The sequence below is a fragment of the Candidatus Paceibacterota bacterium genome, from assembly GCA_028718635.1.
Classification (GTDB): domain Bacteria; phylum Patescibacteriota; class Minisyncoccia; order Phycocordibacterales; family UBA9973; genus UBA9973.
The window spans coordinates 561,018-580,663 of sequence record JAQULK010000001.1 but is presented as its reverse complement, the minus strand read 5'-3'; the positions used below and the strand labels follow the sequence as shown (position 1 = coordinate 580,663).

Below are 19,646 nucleotides of genomic sequence, written 5' to 3'. Positions count from 1 at the left end.
AATTAATTAACCAAATGAAAAACCAAAAATATCCCAAACTAAACCCTTATCCCTTAAAGTTATACGGAAATGCCAGCGGTTCTCATCAAAATCTCTCTCTTAAAGTAGCCAAATTATTAAAAACTAAACTAGATCCTTTTTATTATAAAATATTCAGCAATGGAGAATTTTTAGTGCATCACACAGAATCAGTCCGAGACAGAGATGTCTACATTATTTCTCAGCCTCGCTTTGGCGATAAAGAAAAACTTTCTTATGATTTAGATGAATGCGAATCTTTGATCCTCGCTCTAAAGCAAGGCGAGCCTTTTCGAGTGACAGTGGTTATGCCGTGCTTGCCATATTCCAGGCAAGATAAATCTTCCAATCACCGAGAGCCGGTACTTTCTCAAAAAATTCCTATGCGGCTTCAGATGGCAGGGGCGCATAGAATAGTAGTTTTAAAATTACACAATCCATCGAGCTACAATGCTCATCCTCTCACTATTCCTGTAGTAGATGTGAATACAGACTCGCTTATCTTGAATCATATTCGTTCTAAAAAATTCAATTTAAAGAAATTTAAAATTGTAGCGCCCGATCTGGGAGCCGCGCCTTCCTGCAGGCTACTCGCGCAACAGCTTGGCATTCCAGGCAACATCGTAATTATAAATAAATTCCGTGATCCTAAAAAAGCTAACCACAATGAAATCATGGAGGTCATCGGCGATCCTAGGGGTTTCAATATAATCATGCCGGATGACATGGCGGACACTTGCGGTACAGCTATCAAAGCTCTCAAGACTTTAAAAGAAAATGGCGCCGAGGATGTGTATTTTACAGCTACTCATGCTGTGCTTTCGGGAGAGGCAATAGAAAAATTAAATAATGCGCCGTTCTCCGGTATTTGGTTTACGGATACATGCCTTTCAGATGAAGCTCGAACAAAAATTAAAAAATTGGAAATAATCTCTACCGCTAAATTAATTGCGCAGGTCATAGACAATTTACATAATGGTGATTCCGTCACACAGCTTTGGCATAATGGAAAATAAAATAGAAAGTAACATTTTGCCGGTACGGATTTTTTCTACTGAAAAAATCCTGAAGTTTTCGCGCCGACGCGCTCAAAACCCCTTAAAATGTTACTTTCTATTTTATTTTGATTTGTTATGCTAGAATAATTTTATGAAAGAACGAATTTATATTAAAGATTTAAAAGATCATATTGGCAAAGAGGTTGTCATCGCCGGATGGGTGGATGTGCGACGTGATCAAGGTAAAATGGTTTTTTTTGATATGCGGGATATGACTGGGCGAGTGCAGTGCGTCACTTTGCCGAATCATGTAGAAGCGATAGAGGTGGCAAAAACAATTCGCCCCGAATGGGTTTTGAAAATTACCGGAATGGTAAACAAGCGTCCGGAAAAAAATATAAAAGCGGGAGTATTAAATGGCGATGTGGAACTAGAGGTCACAGGTATAGAAATATTAGCAAAAGCTGAAGCACTTCCTTTTGATATGTCACTTGACGGATATAATTTAGAACTTACAACAGAGCTGGACAACAGGGCATTAGTATTAAGGCAGCCAAAAGTCCAAGCAATTTTTAAAATTCAAGAAACGATCATTGATTCTTTCAGAGAATTTATGAAAAAAAATATGTTTTTTGAATTTCAAGCACCGTCTATAACTCCTGCCGCTGCTGAGGGTGGGGCAGAGGTCTTTCAGTTTGATTATTTTGGAAAGAAAGCTTATTTATCTCAGTCTCCACAACTTTATAAACAAATTGTGATGTCAGCTTTTGAAAGATGTTTTACTGTGAATAAAGTTTTTAGAGCTGAACCTTCATCGACTACAAGACATTTGACAGAGATTGTTTGTCTAGATGCTGAAATGGGTTTTATAGAATCATGGACAGATGTACGCGATATGGCGGAAGAAACTTTTAAATATATTTTAAAACAAGTTGAAGTTAGAAATAGTGAACAATTAAAATTATTAAACGTTACGCTCCCAGTTATGCTAGACAAAACCCCATCTCTTTCTTTGAGAGAAGTCCAACAGAAAATTTTTGAAAAATTTGGTCGGGATGTGCGAGGTGAAAAAGACACCAATCCGCAAGATGAAAGAGAAATTTCTGAAATAATTAAAGAAGAAACAGGCTCTGATTTTGTTTTTATTTATGGCTATCCTACTCGCAAGAAGCCTTTTTATGTTTATCCGAACCCAGCTGAACCAGAATACAACGAGGGCATGGACCTAATTTGTCGCGGAGTTGAATGGCTCTCTGGTGGACGAAGAATAAATAATTACGAACAGTTAAAGGAGCATGTAAAACTTTGGGAAATGGATCCAAATAAAATTAGAATGTTTCTTGAAGCTTTTAAATACGGAGTTCCACCAGAAGGAGGATTCTCTTTTGGTGCAGAACGTATAACCATGCAACTTTTAGGACTAAAAAATATTCGCGAGGCGTCTATGTTTCCGCGAGACATGAATCGCATTGATGAAAGGTTAAGTGAAGAAGGATTTTAATTAAATGTACACAATCTCTGGTAAAGTAATAAAAGGGGATCAGTACGGCAGGAAGATCGGTTTTCCGACCATCAACTTAGACAGGAAAAATTTTATGAGGCTGGAGAAAAAACCGGTTTTTGGAGTGTACGCTGGAAAAGTTAGTTTAATGTCAAACACCCGATGTTTGACATATCAAGCGGGAATTGTGATCGGTCCATTAGATAAAAAAGGTTTGCCGAAAATAGAAGCGCATTTGCTCGGCTATAATGGAAATGCTTATGACAAGAAAGTCATTCTTGAAATGAATAAATTTATCAGAAAATTTAAAAAATTTAAAACAGAAAAAGAATTGATTATACAAATAGAGAAAGATCTTAATATATGTTCACAGGCATAATAAAAAAAACTTCAAAAGTGAAAAGAGTAAAATCTGCGCAAGGCGGTCTTTTTGTTGATATTTTAAATAATTTAGGAAAAATAAAATTAGGAGAAAGTATTTCTATCAATGGCGTTTGTTCCACTGTTAAAAAAAATAACAAAAATATTTCATTTGAATATATGCCAGAAACACTAAAACTTACAAATTTAGGACTCTTGAAGAAAGGCGACATTGTGAATCTTGAGCAATCAATGCGTTTGTCCGACAGGCTCGACGGGCACCTAGTGCTCGGGCATATTGATGGAAAAGGCAGAATTATCAGCATAAAAAAAGAAGGAAATTCTAAAGAATTTTATATAAAGGTTTCTGATAAAAAATTCAAAAAATTTTTGGTTTATAAGGGATCGATCGCGATAGAAGGCATAAGCCTGACTGTCGCCGAGGTTCTCAAAGATTTATTTGTTGTAAAAATATTACCGTATACCCTAAAACACACAAATTTAAAATTTAAAAAAGAAGAAGATGAAGTTAATTTGGAATTTGATATACTGGCTAAATATGCATCCCGTACGAAATCTTTTTAATAAAATTTCGTGTTGTGGATGGGTCAATTTACAAAGTTAATATAATTTCGTACGGGATGCATATAAAAAATAAAAAATATAAATATTTAAACGGAAAAAACCTAAAAGTCGGCATCGTGGTTGCTAGATGGAATTCCGAGATCACGGAGCCTCTTTTGCAAAACGCGCTTCAGATGCTGAAGAATTGCAATATTGCTGATAAAAATATTGAGAAAATGTCTGTCGCTGGGTCTGTAGAAATTCCTTTTGCTTTGCATAAAATGGCAAAATCGAAAAAATATGATTTCCTTGTTGCTTTAGGTTGTGTTATAAAAGGTGATACTCCGCATTTTGATTACGTCTGCAAAATGGCGCAAGAAGGGGTTCTGAAAGTTATGATTGAAGACAATATTCCCGTCGGTTTTGGGGTGCTGACGGTAAATAATATCAAGCAAGCAAGGCAAAGAATCCATGTCGGAGGAGAAGCTGCCCTAGCTGCGCTCGAACTTGCTTTACTTAAATGAAAAATAAAAATTTTGTAAAAAGAGAAATAGAAGTAAAATTGCCCACCAAATATGGGAATTTTAGTTTATACGCTTATAGTTTAGCCAGGGGAAGAGGAGAACATTTAGCCTTAGTAAAAGGAAAATGGAAGAAAGATGAAACTGTTTTAGTGAGGATTCATTCTTCTTGCATGACCGGAGACATTTTCGGCTCTCTTAGATGCGATTGCGGACATCAGCTCGAAAAAGCAATCAAGATGATTGAAAAGAAAGGCAAGGGCGCGCTTGTTTACTTGAACCAAGAAGGCCGGGGAATCGGTTTGATGAATAAATTAAGAGCTTACAAACTTCAAGAAAATGGCTTAGACACTGCCGAAGCCAACATAAAGCTTGGTTTTGAAATAGATGAACGGGATTACAGGGTGGGCGCGGAAATTCTGCGCGATTTAGGCATTTCAAAAATAAGGTTATTGACCAACAATCCTAAAAAATCAGAAAGTCTGATAAAAAATGGCTTGACAATTGTGGAAAATATTCCGATTGAGATAAAACCAAATAAATATAACAAATCCTACCTTCTCACCAAACGCGACAAAATGGGACACACTTTGAAATTAAAATAATTTTTAAGCAAAATAAAAAAAATAATTGAATAAAAATAATTATGGGGCGAATCGTTTCACGATTCGCCCCATTTCTTGCGTTGATTAGACGCGATATTAATCTAACTTGTTTTTATACTTTTGTCTTAGGCATAGTTTGCAAAATCGTTGCTTCCGTTTTTTTTCGATTTCAATTAACTCGGACATAAAACGTATGTCAGAACAGCCGTCATCGCGAAAAGGTTTAAGTGCCTTTTCCATTTCTTCACTTGTGCTGTAACAAGTGTGAAATTCTTCTTTCTTGTACATTTTTTTCTTTCCTATCATTTTTTAACCTCCTTATCTAATCTATTAATGCCCCTCCAAGACCAAAGAAACGCTTGCCCCAACTATCAACCAATCTGTCGAGTTCTTTGTCCTCTGACTTTCTTTTCTCTGCTGCCTTCCTTTCTTTTTCTTTTTTACTTTCTTTCTTTACTTTTTCCTTTTTTCTCATACTTTTTCCTTTCAAAGAACAAAAATTAGTTTTGCTAAATGCAAAACCCCTTCCTAAACTTAGGAAGGGGTTAGTTTCGAAAAATACTTTGAAATAATTATCAACTCAAAAACAACCCTTTCCTAAGTTTGGAAGAGTTGTGATGGTGCAAAGAAACATTAGATAAGCGGGATAAAATTAAGCGATATCCACCAAGCGAACCTTTGAGCCATTTTGCTATTCTGGCGATCGTTGTAGAAGAAAGACCCGTGCTTTCAATAATCGCATTGTATTGTACGTCTTTAGATAGAAGGGAAGCAGCCTCGAGGCGATTCGCAAATTCTTTTATTTCACTTTCAGTCATTAAGTCACGTAAAAAACGTTCGGCTTCATCGGTATTTTTTAAACTCAAGATTGCCTCAATGAATTGTTTGTTTTTCTTATCGTCCCAATTCATCTTGGGGCCAATTCCTTGAATCAGCTTAACCGTATTTATTGATGTATTTTTATTCATTCCTTTACTCATACCGCTACTTTATCAAAGTAAATTACTTTAGTCAAGTAAAGTAAACTAAATGGGTGTGGAAAACTTTTTTATTAAAATGTTAGATTTTATATGGTTTTTTGAAATTTTTGTAAAAAGGTATATAATCTAATTATGAAAATAACTTTTAAGGACAATGCAAAAGACATAAAAGGTGAGGTGCTCTTTGTTTCTATTGACCCAAAAAATAAGGACGAAATTGTTAGGGACATGCCTGCCGGCAAGGCAGGAAATGGTGTAAAAACCCTCTATTTAAAATGCGAAGAAAAGGAAAAAATGAATTTGCGGAAGCTCTTTTTGCTTGTGCGCAAGATGGTTGCTTTGGCGAAAAGTACAAAAGTAGAAAAAATAGCTTTTAATTTTAATGATTTCAAAACTTGTGCGAGGCAAGACCTCGCACAGATTTCAGATTTAGAGTTGGGAGAAATAATCGGTACTCAGCTTGATTTCGCCAATTATGAATTTAATGAATATAAAAAACCGCCCAAGGAAGGATTTAATACTATTAAAGAGATTATTATTTTTGGAACAAACAAAGAAACTCAAAAAGCAATTTTAAAAGGAAATATTATTGCCGAAGAGGTAAATAAAACTAGAACGTTATCAAATACTCCAGGAGGAGACATGACTCCGCAAATTCTGGCTCAAAAGGCAAAAGAAGCGGTGAAGAATCTGCCAGTAAAAGTGACAGTCCTAGGAGAGAAAGAAATGGAGAAACAAAACATGAGAGCGATTCTTTCTGTCGGACGAGGATCAGACGAAGAATCAAAATTTATTATTATGGAATATAAGGGTGGCAAAAAAGAAGAGAAACCCATTGTGCTTGTCGGTAAAGGGGTAACTTTTGATGCTGGGGGAATAAATCTAAAACCTTCTTCTTCGCTTCTCGGAATGAATATGGATATGTCAGGCGGTGCGGCAGTGATACATACGATAGCTCTTGCTGCAAAAATGAAATTAAAAAAGAATGTAGTCGGGCTTACTCCTTCTGTGGAAAATATGACATCAGGAAAAAGTTATCGACCTGGAGACGTGGTTCGCTCTATGTCAGGGCAAACGATTGAAATATTAAATACTGATGCAGAAGGTAGGGTAATTTTAGCAGATGCACTTTCTTATGCAGGAAAATATAATGGAGAGGTAATAATAGATGTTGCCACTTTGACTGGAGCTGCGGCGGTGGCGCTCGGAGAGAGGGCTTCAGCTATTTTTTCTAATAATGATGCATTGGTGAAAAACCTTGAGGAAATAGCAGAAAAAACTGGAGATTATATTTGGCGTTTGCCAATGTGGGAGGAATATGAAAATGAGATAAAAGGATCTATAGGGGATCTTACAAATGTTCACAATAAGGATTCTCGTTACGGCGGAGCGATTTATGGAGCAATTTTTTTGTATCAATTTGTAAAAAATACAAAAGAAGAGGAAAAAACTCCGAAGTGGGCGCATTTGGATATAGCTCCGAGAATGACATCAACTGCGGGAGAGAGTTTGGCTGCTGGGGCTCTCGGTACGCCCGTGAGACTTTTATACAAATTTATCGAAGGATATGGATCCCGTTAGAAGCCGCGATCGCAATTTAAAAATAAATATTAATATGAAAATAAATAATAAAAAAATTAATAACTTTAAATATCAGAAACGTGAGTTGATCGCGATCTGCTTCTAACGTGATGGAAACACAGACAGATAATTCTGCTTTTCAAATAAAAACTAATAGCTTTGAAGGGCCGTTTGGCTTGCTTTTGAGCTTGATCGAAAAGCGAAAGCTTCATATTAATGATGTATCCCTTTCCGCGGTGACTGAAGATTTCTTGAATTTCATGAATAAATTGGGAGGTTTGCATTATTCTGAAATTTCGAGTTTTGTCTCAGTAGCGGCTTCTTTGCTTTTAATCAAATCTAAATCCTTATTGCCAAACCTAGATCTGACAAACGAAGAAGAAGGAGATATTAAAAATTTAGAAGAAAGGCTGCGCCTTTACGAACTTTTCACCAAGCTAGGAGGAAATATAAAAAATAATTTTGGTCAAAAAATAATTTTTGCTCCGCTTGAAAGGAAGAATAATGTTTTAGTATTTTTACCGGATGATAGAATTACTAAGGACTCCATGATGATTTTCGCCCGGAATGCGGTAGGCGCTATGCCTCAAAAAGTATTTCTGCCGAAAGTAGAAGTGCAAAAGGTCATAAGCCTCGAGGAAATGATAGATAAATTGACAGAAAGAATTAAAAGTTCTCTTAAGATGAATTTTAAGGATTTTAGCGGAGGAGGAAAGCAGGCATCAAGAGAAGAAAAGATAGTTGTGATTGTTGGTTTTTTGGCTATGCTGGAGCTTATCAGAAACGGAATACTTGATGCAATCCAAGAAACTGAAGGAGGAGATATTATAATGACTAAGCAAGAAAAAATTATGCAAGAAATTTCTGAAACTGCATCTTAATATTTATTATGAACATAGAACAAAAAATTGAAGCGATATTATTTTGGAAAGAAGAACCAATGTCTCGCAAGAAACTTGCTGAAATTTTAAAAGTGGAACAGTTAGAAATAAATGAAGCTGTAGGAAAATTGAAAGAAAATTTGAAAGAAAGAGGAATAGCGCTGATCGAAAATGAAAATGAAATAATGCTCGGCACTGCGCCAGAATTGAGCGGGATTATTGAAGATTTGCAAAAAGAGGAACTCAATAAAGAACTTTCCAAAGCTAGCCTGGAAACTCTCTCTATTATTCTTTATAAAAATGGCGTGAGTAGGGCAGAGATCGATTATATTAGAGGCGTAAATTCTAGTTTTACTTTAAGAGCCTTGTCTGTTCGCGGATTGGTGGATAAAACGACGGATGCAAAAGACAGTAGAAAATATATTTACAAACCTAGCTTTGAATTATTATCTTTTATGGGAGTAAAATCCGTAGAAGAATTACCAGATTATAATGAAGTTAGTAATTCCATCAGTGTTGCGGCAAAATCTTTAGACCTGCCCGCAATGCCTGAAGCATAGCTGATGCAGGCGGGAGAAAAAATATGAATCAAGAAATTAAAACTTGCCAAAACTGTAAAAAAGACTTTACGATTGAGCCAGATGATTTTGGATTTTATGAAAAAATGAACGTGCCACTGCCGACTTTTTGCCCTGAGTGCCGTTTGATACGTCGGCTGGCTCGAAGAAACGAAAGAACTTTCCATCATCGAATATGTGAAAAATGCGATAAAAAGACGATTGCTATCTTTGCAGAAGATTCTGGAATTCATGTTTATTGTACTTCGTGCTGGTGGGGAGATGACTGGGACGCGATAGATTATGGAGTTGATTTTAATCCAAAACAGAATGTAATTTCGCAAATAAATGATCTGTATCACAGAGTTCCCATAATGAATTTATATGGATTGTATTCGACTTGGATTAATACTGAATACGTCAACATGTCTGCTTGGCAAAAAAATTCATACATGGTTACTTATTCTGATTATGGAGAAAATTTGATTTATGGTAGTTTCGTGAATCATAGCAAGGACAGCGTGGATAATTTAATGGCGAACCATTGCGAGCTTTGCTATGAAACTATGAATTGCAATCGATGCTACAATACATTTTTCAGTATTGATTGCGATAGTTGCCATAATGTTATGTTTTCTAAAAATTGCTCAGGGTGCAATGATTGTTTCGGCTGTATAAATTTAAATAAAAAAAGTTATTGCATTTTTAATGAACAGTATTCCAAGGAAGATTATAATAAGAAATTAGCAGAACTATACCCAAGTTCATTAAAAAAGATAAAAACAGCACAAGAGAAAGTCGAATCTTTGTCGCAAAATTATCCTCAAAAATTTTATCATGGATGGCGAAATATCGGATCGTCTGGCGATTATTTAAACGACACAAAAAATGCAAAAAATTGCTTCATTGGTTTTGAGATCGAAGACAGTAAATTTTGCAGTTTTATAACAGGAAAATTAACCGATGCTTACGACCACAGCACGTTTGGCCAAGGATCCTCGCTATTGTATGAGACATTGCAAAGCGGTGACCAGAACGCGAATATAAAATTCTCTCATTGGATAATCACAAATTGCCAAAATGTGGAGTATTCTATGTTTTGTGTCAATTCAAAGGATATTTTCGGCTGTGTCGGTTTAAGAAAAAAGCAATATTGTATTTTCAATAAGCAATATGAAAAAGAAGAATATTTTAAATTAAGAGAACAAATTATAAACCATATGAATGATATGTCTTACACAGACAAGCAAGGCCTGATATATAAATATGGAGAATTTTTCCCGATAGAAACTTGTCCTTTTGCCTACAATGAAACCACCGCTCAAGAATTCTTTCCATTGACCAAAGAACAAGCATTGGCTTTGGGATATTCGTGGAGAGAAACCGAAAAGAGAAATTATAAAATCACAAAAAATGTGAGCGATTTACCCGATACTATTTCAGAGGTGCAGGATGATATTATACATGAAGTCATAAAATGCGAACATGACGGCAACTGCAATGATCAATGCACTGGCGCATTTAAGATCATTCAAGCCGAGTTGCAATTTTATCGACGCATGAATTTACCGCTTCCGAACCTTTGTCTGAATTGTAGACACGCACGCAGGCTTAAATACAGAAATCCCATGAGACTTTGGCACAGAGTCTGCATGTGTGATAAACAAAATCATTTTCATGGGACAGAGAAGTGCGATGTCGAATTTGAGACGAGCTATGCACCAGAGAGGCCAGAAATAATTTACTGCGAGAAATGTTATCAGCAGGAAGTGTATTAAGCATTATCAAAATTTAACGGCCGTTATAAAGTGATAATATAAAAAAAATGAAAGAAGAAATTAAAACTTGCCAAAATTGTAAAAAAGATTTCGTAATTGAGCCGGATGATTTTGGGTTTTATGAAAAGATAAAAGTACCACCACCGACTTTTTGCCCGCAGTGTAGGCTAATGAGACGCCTAATGAGCACCAATGAGCTTATTCTTTATAAGCGCAAATGTGATTTTACGAACAAAGAAATTTTTAGTATGTATCCCGAGAAAACGATATTTCCAGTTTATGATATAGATATTTGGTATTCAGATAAATGGGATCCGTCTTCATATGGAATGGATTACGACGAAAATCGTCCATTCTTTGAACAATTTTTGGAATTACAAAACAAGGTTCCGAGAATGAGTCTTGTCAGGCAGGGTTTTGCGATCAATAGCCCTTACACTCATCGTGTTACCAGTCCAAGGAATTCCTATATGGTTTTCAGAGCCACCAATGCAGAAAATTCTTTTTATAGCTATATTGCCGAGAACATAAGAGATTGTTCCGACTGCGCTTGGACTGACAAAAGCGAGCTTTGTTATGAATGTATAAATTGCAGAAATTGTTATAACCTTAGGTTTAGTATGGAGAGCCATGATTGCAGGGATTCTTCGTTTTTGTATGCTTGCCGAAATTGTTCTGATTGTGTAGGTTGCGTTAATTTGAATAATAAGGAATTTTATATTTTTAACGAAGCTTATTCTAAAGAAGAATATTTTAAAAAGATAAAGGGTCTTAAATTGAACACTTATTCTGGCATTAAGGAAATGGATAGAAAATTTGAAGAATTTAGAAAAAAATTCCCTCAAAAAGCGGTTGCTTCTATAAAATCTAGTGATGTTTCTGGCAATTGGTTTACGAACTGCAAAAACGTACATCAATCTTTTGATTGTGTAAATGTAAAAGATGGAAAGTATCTTTTTTCGGTTTTCGGCTTGGAAGACTGCATGGATTTTTTTGAATGGGGGAATAAGGCTGAACTAGTATATGAATCAGAAAACTGCGGTCTAGATATCGCTAGAATTTACTTTTGCACTCAGTGTTGGATGGGAGCCTCGGATTTATATTATTGCAATTCCTGTCCAGGGGCACGGAATTGTTTTGGATGTGTCGGTTTAAAAAAAGGAGAGTACTCAATTTTGAATAAAAAGTATAATAAAGAGGAATATGAAGTGCTGAAAGAAAAAATCATAAAACAAATGAAAGAAATGCCTTATTTTGATCAAGGTTTAGAGTATCGATTTGGCGAACATTTTCCAAACTCTTTTTCTGATTTTGCTTTTAATGAGACAGCAGCGGCAGACTTCTTTCCTTTGTCAAAAGAAGAGGTTTTAGCAAAAGGGTATAAATGGAAGGACAGAGAAGAAAAAAATTATAAAACAACGATTAAAAGTTCAGAGTTGCCTGAAACCATTAGCGAAACCGATGATTCAATTTTAAAGGAAATTATAGAATGCGAAGAAAAAAATAATTCGAAATCTGTAGGGGCATATAAAATAACAGAGAACGAACTTTCATTTTATAGAAAAATGGATTTACCTCTTCCACACGCGAGTTTTTATATCAGGCATATGCGACGTTTAGCAAAACGTTCGCCTTTTAGATTAATAAAACGTTTTTGTTCAAAATGCAATATAGAAGCTGAAACAGTATATGATGAATCTTACGCTCCGATTATTTACTGCGAGAAATGTTATCAACAGGAAGTGTATTAATTACTTTACTTAACTAAAGCAGATTAGACCATGGAACATAAAAAAGAAAACAAAATATGCCAAAATTGCAAAAAAGACTTTGCAATAGAACCGAATGATTTTGGATTTTATGAAAAAATAAAAGTGCCGGTGCCGACTTTTTGTCCAGAGTGTAGATTACAAAGACGTTTAGCATGGCGCAATGAAAAGAGTCTTCATTATAGAGAATGCGGTTTGTGTAAAAAGAAAATAATTTCTATTTATAGCAAAGATTATAAAAAAGATACTATATATTGCGATAAATGCTGGTGGGGAGATGATTGGAATGCTTCTGATTATGCAATGGATATTGATTTTTCCAGACCATTTTTTGATCAAATTTTTGAACTTTTTCTTAAAGTTCCCATTGGTAATCTTTTCGCAATAAGTATGACTATGATTAATTCTCAGTATTGCAATATGGCAAATGATATGAAAAATTGTTACTTGCTTCATGATGGAACCTTTGACGAAGACATATCTTACGGAAGCGGAGTTTTCCACTCAAAAGATTCGCAGGACATTACTATGGTAGATAGAGTAGAACTTAGTTATGAAACAGTAACTAGTGTAAATTGTTATCGGACTTTTTTCTCTCAAAATTGTGAAGATTGCGTGGAAGTATATTTTTCTTATAGTCTTCGCGGATGCAATAATTGTTTTGGTTGTGTAAATCTCCATAAAAAAAGTTATCACATTTGGAATGCCCCATACACCAAAGAAGAATACGAAGAAAAATTAAAATCTTTCGGATTGGATTCTTATAAAAATATAAGTGCATTGAAAGAAAAAGCTAAGAAGTTTTGGAAAAAATTTCCTAAAAAATATTATTTTGGTGTTCAAAATTCAAATGTGACTGGTGACTATATAGTACATTCCAAAAATGCCAAAGAATGTTTTTGCGTCATAAATACAGAAGATTCAAAATTTTGCTCTTTTGTTTCAAATGGACCAGTACGAACTACTTATGATTTTACTCATTATGGAGATAATATTGAGCTTGTATATGAATGTCTTCAGTGTGGAAATGGTACATATAATATTAAGCATAGTTGGGGAGTTTGGAGTAGTTCGAGAAATATAGATTATAGCATCAGGGTTGTCGGAGGAGAAAATAATTTTGCTTGCGTTGGTTTAAAAAAGAAGGAATATTGCATCTTAAACAAGCAATACACAAAAGAAGAATACGAAGAACTGGTTCCTAAAATAATCAAACATATGAATGATATGCCTTATATGGATAAAAAAGAAAGAGTATATAAATACGGTGAATTTTTTCCTGTAGAATTTTCACCATATGGCTATAATGAAACTACTGCGCAAGAATATTTTCCTCTGAATAAAGAAAAAGCTCTAGCAAGTGGTTATAATTGGAAAGATCGTGAAAAAAGAGATTATAAAATTACAAAAAAATCGAACGAACTTCCGGACAGTATTCTACAAGTCGAGGACTCAATTTTAGAAGAAGTGATAGGCTGTGAGCATGAAGGAGGGTGCGAGGAGGATTGTATGACCGCCTTCAGAATTCTTCCTGAAGATTTGCAATTTTACAAAAGAATGAATTTGCCTTTACCTAGGTTGTGTCCGAACTGTAGGCACTATCAAAGAATGAAACAAAAAAATCCAATGAAACTTTGGCACAGAGTCTGCATGTGTGATAAACAAAATCATTTTCATGGAGCAGGAAAATGCGAAGTAGAATTTGAGACGAGTTATGCACCAGATAGACCAGAAATAATTTATTGTGAGAAGTGCTATCAACAGGAAGTTTATTAATTAAATACTATGAAATGATGCGGTCGTCTGGTTTTGTAGTAAGTTCTGTTTTTAATGTCAGCAGGGGGTGGTGATTATGGTAGAATATATTTATGTATATCCTTGATCTAATTGGAACATTAGCATTCGCTGTAGCCGGGGCTTTTAAGGCTCGGGGGCGCGAGTTGAATGTTTTTGGAGTAGTGCTTTTAGGAGTTATTACTGCGGTAGGCGGGGGAACTTTTCGGGATTTAGTTATCGGGCGCACGCCAGTTTTTTATCTCAAAGATCCGAATTATCTTTTGGTTGCGGTTATTGGGAGCATCGCGACCTATCTGGTACCGCATGTTTTTAAGAAATGGTTTACCTTTTTCCGTTTTTTGGATTCAATCGGCTTGGCCGCTTTTTCGATTATTGGAACTTCCGTAACTTATAATTATTTATTTAATGACAATGGCCATGGAATTATTGTTCCGTTAGTGTGTATTTTTATGGGGATGTTTACCGGTTTTGGAGGCGGAGTGCTTCGCGATGCAGTGATGGGTGATGCGCCATTCGCTTTTCATAAAAAATCCGGTTATATTATGGCGGCTTTTGCAGGTGCTGTCACTTTTTATTTTTTAATGTTTATAAATATTAGTGTTGCGATTTTTATCTCCATTGCAACTACTTTGACTTTGCGGGAAATATTATCGAAGTACGGTCTTTATAAAAAATATTTTAAAAAATATGAATTACAAACATAAACTTTTCTTTTGTAATTCAAAATAAATTAAAGACAATTAGGATTGATACCAAGCACATAATTATTTATTAAATCCTGTCCGGCGACATTTTCATCCCCCAAAAATCCTTTTATATCATCGTCTTTTATTAAATCTTTGTATTCTTCTGTAAAAGTTTTTGAGAGAGGCAAATATGACCAATGCCATTTTTCTTCATTGTAGCCCGTCGGCCTATTTTCATCCTTTAGATTATAAGGTTGGCAAAAACCAAACAATGGAGCATTTTTTACTAGCCATTCATAAGTTTTTTTACCCAATTTGCTTTCAAAATATTCTGGGGTAGCATCGTTTATGTCTATGTCTGTACCCCAGTGATGCCTGGATGTGCTTGGAACGGCGCTATATTCCAATATTTTCATAAACCTTTCCAAGCTGTCCGGAATAGTTTTTGCAAGATTTTCTCCATTTACTTCCATAACCCCTGTCCATTTATTATTCCAAATATTTTTTTGATAAACAAAGTTTCTAGTAGCTGAAGCTATTCTAAGGCCAATTCCACCCTTATCTGCGGCATCTCGCATTTTTAAAAAGGCGTCAAAAGTTTCTTTTCTCAAATACATTTTGCTTTGATTGGTAGTATACATCGCAGGTATCAAAACAAAATCTTTTCTAACGCTAGGGTCGAATTTTCCCGTTAAATATTTTTTTTCTTCCGCCTCTTCTTGAATTTTCTTCGCTATTTCTTTGCGGGTTGATTCTTCTTGTAAAAGTTTCTGGTAATTTTCTTCGTTTGTTTTTTGTTCTTCAAAATCCAAAAGAGAAGTGGTGAACACTGGCAGAGATATAAAAATCAATAAAATTAAAGCAAGGACGAGTTTTGAGTTAATTTTGTTCACACGGAAACAATAACACAACCATATATTTTAATCAAAAGAAAATTAATGTTATACTGATTAAATGCTTCTAAATTTGGTCAAGATTTTTATACCTACGGCTTTTGCATTTTTTTTAGGTCTTTTGCTTACTCCTATCGCCACCCATTTTTTTTATAAATATAAAATGTGGAAAAAATATTCCAGAAGCATGGACACGTCCGCGTCAGATTTTCATAAAATACACAACGAAAAAGAAGAATCAAAAACTCCTCGCGTCGGCGGAATAATAATTTGGGCTTCCGCTCTTCTGACCACGCTTCTTTTTTATTTAGCTCTAGTTCTATTTCCATCCAACGATACGGAAAAAATGAATTTTCTGAGCCGCAACCAAGCGCTCATCCCTTTTTTCACGCTTCTTTTGGGTTCATTGGTCGGGCTTTGGGATGATCTTATCCAAATTTACGGATCTGGAAAATTTGCCCGGGATGACAAATCTTGGCGCAAATGGAAAGTTCTTTTTATACTTTTGATATCTTTTTTTATAGGATGTTGGTTTTTTTATAAACTAGGCATGACGTCGATCCATATTCCGTTCGGTGGCGAAATTTATTTGGGCGTTTTGATTATTCCTTTTTTTATAATAGTGGCGTTGGCGACTTTTTCCGGAGGAGTAATCGATGGCATCGACGGGCTTTCAGGAGGAGTTTTTGCCTCAATTTTTGCTGCATATTCCGCCATTGCCTTCGCCAATAATCAGATAGATCTCGCTGTTTTTTCCGGAGTAATTACCGGATCAATTTTGGCTTTCCTTTGGTTCAACATTCCTCCTGCTAGATTTTATATGGGAGAGACGGGCATTATGGGGCTCACTATTACTTTGGCAACATTGGCATTTTTAACTGACTCAGTTTTGATTCTGCCTGTAGTTGCTATGTTGCTCGTGGTCACCTCTGGCTCGGTTATCATCCAAATGATTTCAAAGAAAATTAGAAACGGCAAAAGAGTGTTTAGGCTTGCTCCTATTCATCATCATTTTCAGGCGATCGGCTGGCCATCCTATAAGGTGACGATGCGTTTTTGGGTTCTCTCAATTATGTTTGCCATCATAGGCATAATTTTAGCAATTATTAGTCGGTAAAGAATGAATCCCGAACGAAATCGCGGACGCATAAAACAAATAAAATTATGAAATTGATAAGATCTATTATTAATAACAAAACAAAGGATATAACGTAAGCGTACGCGTCCTATTTCGTACGGGATGAAAGAAAAAAAGGCCGATAAATTTTTTCTTATAATTACATTTATTTTATTAGCGCTGGGAGTGGCTATGTTTATTTCAGCATCGCTCGGAGTTTTAGCAAGAAATGAAAAAACTTTTTATTCAGTGCTTTTTAGCCAACTAGTTTTAGGTCTTGGTATTGGTTTTCTGGGCATGTACTTTTGTTCTAAGATTAATTATAAATTTTGGCGCAGATTTTCCTTAATAATTTTTCTGGGATCAATATTATTGACTGCGTCGGTTTTTATTCCTGCACTTGGGTGGAGTCATGGAGGGGCAGAAAGATGGATCGACCTAGGCCTGCTAAAATTCCAACCTGTTGAATTTTTAAAATTTGCTTTTGTGATTTATTTTGCCGCTTGGCTGTCGTGGGCGAAAAGCAGAGTCAAGGATTTTAAATTTGGAATTTTGCCATTCTTAGTGATGCTCGCAGTCATTGCTGTGGTTCTATTAAAACAGCCGGATACAAAAAGCTTTATCTTGATTACTGTTACCGGAGTGTCGATGCTTTTTATTTCAAGCGTTCCTGTTAAATATATTATAGGCACGATTTTAGGGGCGACACTGCTACTCGGAACCCTTGTATATTTTACGCCTTATCTGCAGGAACGGGTAAAAACTTTTATAAATCCATCGCAGGATGCGCAAGGATCTTCCTATCAAATCCAGCAATCTCTCATCGCCTTAGGGTCTGGCGGTATTATAGGGCGTGGATTCGGTCAAAGCATTCAAAAATTCAGTTATCTTCCTGAGCCGCAAGGGGATTCTATTTTTGCTGTTTTGGGCGAAGAATTAGGTTTTGTCGGATCAGTCTTTACGATAATTCTTTATTTATTTTTTATTTTACGGGGTTTTCGTATTGCCAATCGCTCCCCAGATGCTTTTAGTGGACTTTTAGTTTATGGAATTGTTATACTAATTACAGCGCAATCATTTATGCATATTGCTTCTGTGGTTGGGGTTTTTCCCTTAACAGGAGTTCCATTAGTGTTTATGAGCCAAGGAGGCACTTCACTTATGGTTTATATGATGGCTATAGGCATAGTGCTTAATATATCAAAATTTCAGCGCAAAAATTAAACATAAAAATAATTAATTTTAAGTCCATGGATTCGGAAACTAAAGTATGCCAAAATTGTCAAAAAGACTTCATAATCGAGCCGGAAGATTTTAATTTCTATAAAAAAATAAAAGTGCCTCCACCTACATGGTGTCCGGAATGTCGGATGGTCAAAAGGATGAACTTTCGCAATGAAAGGTCTTTGTATAAAAGGAAATGCAATCTTTGTAAAAAAACTATTATTTCTATTTATGCAGAAGAAAGTCCCATAAATGTATTCTGTCAGGATTGCTGGTGGGGAGATTCTTGGGATCCTTTTTCTTTTGGAAGCGATTATGATTTTTCTAAAAATTTTTTCGTTCAGCTAAAGGATTTATATAATAAAGTTCCACAAATGAGTTTATTTAATACTAATCCAGTAAATTCAGATTATTGTAATTTTTCTGCTGAAAATAAAAATTGTTACCTCTTATTTGGAAGTAAAAACGATGAAAATGTTTTATATTCCAGCAACTCATCCTTCATGAAAGATTCCTTAGACATTTCTATTTCTAAAAAACTTGAACTTTGTTATGAGGATATTCAATGCGAGAATTCAAACAGATTATTCTTTAGTAAAAATTCTGATAATTGCGTTGATTCATATTTTTTATACGAATGTAAAAATTGCACTAACTGTTTTGGATGTACTAATTTAAAGAATAAACAATATTGTTTTTTTAATAAACAAATGAAGAGGGAAGAATATTTGGCAACTATTCAGAATTTAAATTTAGGTAGTTATGATTCTTTGCAAAAAAACAAAGATAAATTTAAAGATTTATATCTTAATTCTATACACAGACATTCTCTTTTAATTAATACAAAAGAATGCACAGGGAATAATATTAGGAATGCAAGAAATTGTAAATATTGTTTTGATGTATTGGGAAATGATTCTGAAAATAGTAAATACACCACACATTCAGTCCTTGGCGTAAAAGATAGCTATGACAATTATGGAATGTCAAAAGCAGAATCAGTCTATGAGACTATTGCATTAGGTTTTGAATCAAATGAAAATTCCGATTATAAATTTAGTTTTTTTATAAAGGACAGTAGTGATATTTCTTATTCTATAAATTGTTCAGGATCTATCCACCTCTTCGCCTGCGTCGGTCTCCGCAACAAATCCTACTGCATCCTCAACCACCAATACACCAAAGAACAATACGAAGAACTAGTCCCCAAAATCATCAAGCACATGAACGATATGCCCTACCTAGACACCAAAGGCAGAATCTACCAATACGGAGAGTTCTTTCCAACAGAATTAAGCCCTTTCTGTTACAACGAAACCATCGCTCAAGAATACTTTCCTTTAACCAAAGAAGAAGCTTTAAAACAAGGTTACCAATGGAAAGATGCAGAAGAAAGAAACTATACCCTAGACATTAAAACAACAGACATTCCGGACAACATCCAAGACGTAGATGAATCCATCCTAGGGAAAGTCATAGAATGCGAACATCAAGGCAAATGCAATGAACAATGCACCGAAGCCTTCAAAATCATTGCTCCAGAACTCCAATTCTACCAAAGAATGAATCTACCTTTACCTCATCTCTGTCCTAATTGCAGACATTACCAAAGACTGAAACAAAGGAATCCCTTAAAGCTTTGGCATAGAGCCTGCATGTGTGAAAAGACTACCCATACCCATATAGGTAAATGCCCTGTAGAGTTTGAGACCAGTTATGCTCCGGAACGTCCTGAAATTATTTATTGTGAGAGGTGTTATCAGCAAGAAATATACTAGTCCCGTAGCGAGCCCTGCCTGCCGGCAGGCAGGGCTCG

Annotated in this window: 18 protein-coding genes and 1 pseudogene; 16 read left to right on the top strand and 3 right to left on the bottom strand. The window is 35.4% G+C overall.

The features are described 5' to 3' along the window. Positions 1 to 14: 14 nt before the first annotated feature. The 6 genes and pseudogenes from prs (at position 15) to ribA (ending at position 4,567) form a co-directional block, all read left to right on the top strand. On the top strand, positions 15 to 1,034 hold the full coding sequence (gene prs / locus PHT16_03140) for a ribose-phosphate diphosphokinase (GenBank protein MDD5721414.1): 1,020 nt from the start codon (positions 15 to 17) through the stop codon (positions 1,032 to 1,034). 133 nt (positions 1,035 to 1,167) lie between these two features. After that, entirely contained in the window at positions 1,168 to 2,517 is a 1,350-nt protein-coding gene (gene aspS, locus PHT16_03135; protein MDD5721413.1) for an aspartate--tRNA(Asn) ligase, read from the top strand. 4 nt (positions 2,518 to 2,521) lie between these two features. Next, complete coding sequence (locus PHT16_03130) at positions 2,522 to 2,896, top strand: riboflavin kinase (protein MDD5721412.1); 375 nt, start codon at positions 2,522 to 2,524, stop codon at positions 2,894 to 2,896. Then, on the top strand, positions 2,881 to 3,462 hold the full coding sequence (locus PHT16_03125) for a riboflavin synthase (GenBank protein MDD5721411.1): 582 nt from the start codon (positions 2,881 to 2,883) through the stop codon (positions 3,460 to 3,462). Before PHT16_03130 ends, PHT16_03125 begins: the two co-directional genes overlap by 16 nt. A 56-nt stretch (positions 3,463 to 3,518) precedes the next feature. After that, on the top strand, positions 3,519 to 3,965 hold the full coding sequence (gene ribH / locus PHT16_03120) for a 6,7-dimethyl-8-ribityllumazine synthase (GenBank protein MDD5721410.1): 447 nt from the start codon (positions 3,519 to 3,521) through the stop codon (positions 3,963 to 3,965). Next, a pseudogene (ribA, locus tag PHT16_03115) lies at positions 3,962 to 4,567 on the top strand (GTP cyclohydrolase II). The gene ribH and the pseudogene ribA overlap by 4 nt, the downstream one beginning before the upstream one ends. Before the next feature lie 322 nt (positions 4,568 to 4,889). On the opposite strand, the gene PHT16_03110 reads toward ribA, so the two are convergent. Together PHT16_03110 and PHT16_03105 are read right to left on the bottom strand one after the other, a co-directional pair. After that, positions 4,890 to 5,042: a hypothetical protein gene (locus PHT16_03110; GenBank protein MDD5721409.1), complete on the bottom strand. Its 153-nt coding sequence runs from the start codon at positions 5,040 to 5,042 to the stop codon at positions 4,890 to 4,892. Positions 5,043 to 5,142: 100 nt separating this feature from the next. Next, entirely contained in the window at positions 5,143 to 5,547 is a 405-nt protein-coding gene (locus tag PHT16_03105; GenBank protein MDD5721408.1) for a YerC/YecD family TrpR-related protein, read from the bottom strand. Between the two features lie 132 nt (positions 5,548 to 5,679). On the opposite strand from PHT16_03105, the gene PHT16_03100 reads away from it, so the two are divergent. The 7 genes from PHT16_03100 (at position 5,680) to PHT16_03070 (ending at position 14,614) form a co-directional block, all read left to right on the top strand. After that, positions 5,680 to 7,128, top strand: a complete 1,449-nt coding sequence (locus PHT16_03100; protein MDD5721407.1) for a leucyl aminopeptidase family protein — start codon at positions 5,680 to 5,682, stop codon at positions 7,126 to 7,128. Between the two features lie 110 nt (positions 7,129 to 7,238). Continuing rightward, on the top strand, positions 7,239 to 8,009 hold the full coding sequence (locus PHT16_03095) for a segregation/condensation protein A (protein ID MDD5721406.1): 771 nt from the start codon (positions 7,239 to 7,241) through the stop codon (positions 8,007 to 8,009). A gap of 8 nt (positions 8,010 to 8,017) precedes the next feature. Beyond that, a complete protein-coding gene (locus PHT16_03090; protein ID MDD5721405.1) occupies positions 8,018 to 8,569 on the top strand; it encodes an SMC-Scp complex subunit ScpB in 552 nt (183 codons plus the stop codon). A 23-nt stretch (positions 8,570 to 8,592) separates the two neighbouring features. After that, a complete protein-coding gene (locus PHT16_03085) occupies positions 8,593 to 10,344 on the top strand; it encodes a hypothetical protein (GenBank protein ID MDD5721404.1) in 1,752 nt (583 codons plus the stop codon). Between the two features lie 47 nt (positions 10,345 to 10,391). Then, positions 10,392 to 12,095 carry a hypothetical protein gene (locus tag PHT16_03080; protein ID MDD5721403.1) on the top strand — a complete coding sequence of 568 codons (1,704 nt, stop codon included), beginning with the start codon at positions 10,392 to 10,394 and terminating at the stop codon, positions 12,093 to 12,095. Positions 12,096 to 12,125: 30 nt separating this feature from the next. Beyond that, positions 12,126 to 13,889: a hypothetical protein gene (locus PHT16_03075; GenBank protein ID MDD5721402.1), complete on the top strand. Its 1,764-nt coding sequence runs from the start codon at positions 12,126 to 12,128 to the stop codon at positions 13,887 to 13,889. A 92-nt stretch (positions 13,890 to 13,981) separates the two neighbouring features. Beyond that, entirely contained in the window at positions 13,982 to 14,614 is a 633-nt protein-coding gene (locus PHT16_03070; GenBank protein ID MDD5721401.1) for a TRIC cation channel family protein, read from the top strand. 26 nt (positions 14,615 to 14,640) lie between these two features. Here PHT16_03070 and PHT16_03065 read toward each other — a convergent pair whose 3' ends face one another. Next, complete coding sequence (locus tag PHT16_03065; GenBank protein MDD5721400.1) at positions 14,641 to 15,489, bottom strand: D-alanyl-D-alanine carboxypeptidase family protein; 849 nt, start codon at positions 15,487 to 15,489, stop codon at positions 14,641 to 14,643. Positions 15,490 to 15,652: 163 nt separating this feature from the next. Between PHT16_03065 and PHT16_03060 the strand changes: the two genes are divergently transcribed. From PHT16_03060 to PHT16_03050, 3 genes are all read left to right on the top strand, one after another. After that, positions 15,653 to 16,606 (top strand): hypothetical protein, encoded by a 954-nt coding sequence (locus PHT16_03060; protein MDD5721399.1) that lies wholly within the window; start codon positions 15,653 to 15,655, stop codon positions 16,604 to 16,606. A 123-nt stretch (positions 16,607 to 16,729) separates the two neighbouring features. After that, positions 16,730 to 17,830, top strand: a complete 1,101-nt coding sequence (gene ftsW / locus PHT16_03055; GenBank protein ID MDD5721398.1) for a putative lipid II flippase FtsW — start codon at positions 16,730 to 16,732, stop codon at positions 17,828 to 17,830. Between the two features lie 26 nt (positions 17,831 to 17,856). After that, positions 17,857 to 19,608, top strand: coding sequence for a hypothetical protein (locus PHT16_03050; protein ID MDD5721397.1), 1,752 nt, complete (start codon positions 17,857 to 17,859; stop codon positions 19,606 to 19,608). Positions 19,609 to 19,646 lie beyond the last annotated feature (38 nt).

Excerpts from the sequence above, each read along its gene's own strand:
- prs (MDD5721414.1), top strand. The coding sequence starts at position 15 with ATGAAAAACCAAAAATATCCCAAACTAAACCCTTATCCCTTAAAGTTA.
- aspS (MDD5721413.1), top strand. The coding sequence starts at position 1,168 with ATGAAAGAACGAATTTATATTAAAGATTTAAAAGATCATATTGGCAAA.
- PHT16_03130 (MDD5721412.1), top strand. The coding sequence starts at position 2,522 with ATGTACACAATCTCTGGTAAAGTAATAAAAGGGGATCAGTACGGCAGG.
- PHT16_03125 (MDD5721411.1), top strand. The coding sequence starts at position 2,881 with ATGTTCACAGGCATAATAAAAAAAACTTCAAAAGTGAAAAGAGTAAAA.
- ribH (MDD5721410.1), top strand. The coding sequence starts at position 3,519 with ATGCATATAAAAAATAAAAAATATAAATATTTAAACGGAAAAAACCTA.
- PHT16_03110 (MDD5721409.1), bottom strand. The coding sequence starts at position 5,042 with ATGAGAAAAAAGGAAAAAGTAAAGAAAGAAAGTAAAAAAGAAAAAGAA.
- PHT16_03105 (MDD5721408.1), bottom strand. The coding sequence starts at position 5,547 with ATGAGTAAAGGAATGAATAAAAATACATCAATAAATACGGTTAAGCTG.
- PHT16_03100 (MDD5721407.1), top strand. The coding sequence starts at position 5,680 with ATGAAAATAACTTTTAAGGACAATGCAAAAGACATAAAAGGTGAGGTG.
- PHT16_03095 (MDD5721406.1), top strand. The coding sequence starts at position 7,239 with ATGGAAACACAGACAGATAATTCTGCTTTTCAAATAAAAACTAATAGC.
- PHT16_03090 (MDD5721405.1), top strand. The coding sequence starts at position 8,018 with ATGAACATAGAACAAAAAATTGAAGCGATATTATTTTGGAAAGAAGAA.
- PHT16_03085 (MDD5721404.1), top strand. The coding sequence starts at position 8,593 with ATGAATCAAGAAATTAAAACTTGCCAAAACTGTAAAAAAGACTTTACG.
- PHT16_03080 (MDD5721403.1), top strand. The coding sequence starts at position 10,392 with ATGAAAGAAGAAATTAAAACTTGCCAAAATTGTAAAAAAGATTTCGTA.
- PHT16_03075 (MDD5721402.1), top strand. The coding sequence starts at position 12,126 with ATGGAACATAAAAAAGAAAACAAAATATGCCAAAATTGCAAAAAAGAC.
- PHT16_03070 (MDD5721401.1), top strand. The coding sequence starts at position 13,982 with ATGTATATCCTTGATCTAATTGGAACATTAGCATTCGCTGTAGCCGGG.
- PHT16_03060 (MDD5721399.1), top strand. The coding sequence starts at position 15,653 with ATGTGGAAAAAATATTCCAGAAGCATGGACACGTCCGCGTCAGATTTT.
- ftsW (MDD5721398.1), top strand. The coding sequence starts at position 16,730 with ATGAAAGAAAAAAAGGCCGATAAATTTTTTCTTATAATTACATTTATT.
- PHT16_03050 (MDD5721397.1), top strand. The coding sequence starts at position 17,857 with ATGGATTCGGAAACTAAAGTATGCCAAAATTGTCAAAAAGACTTCATA.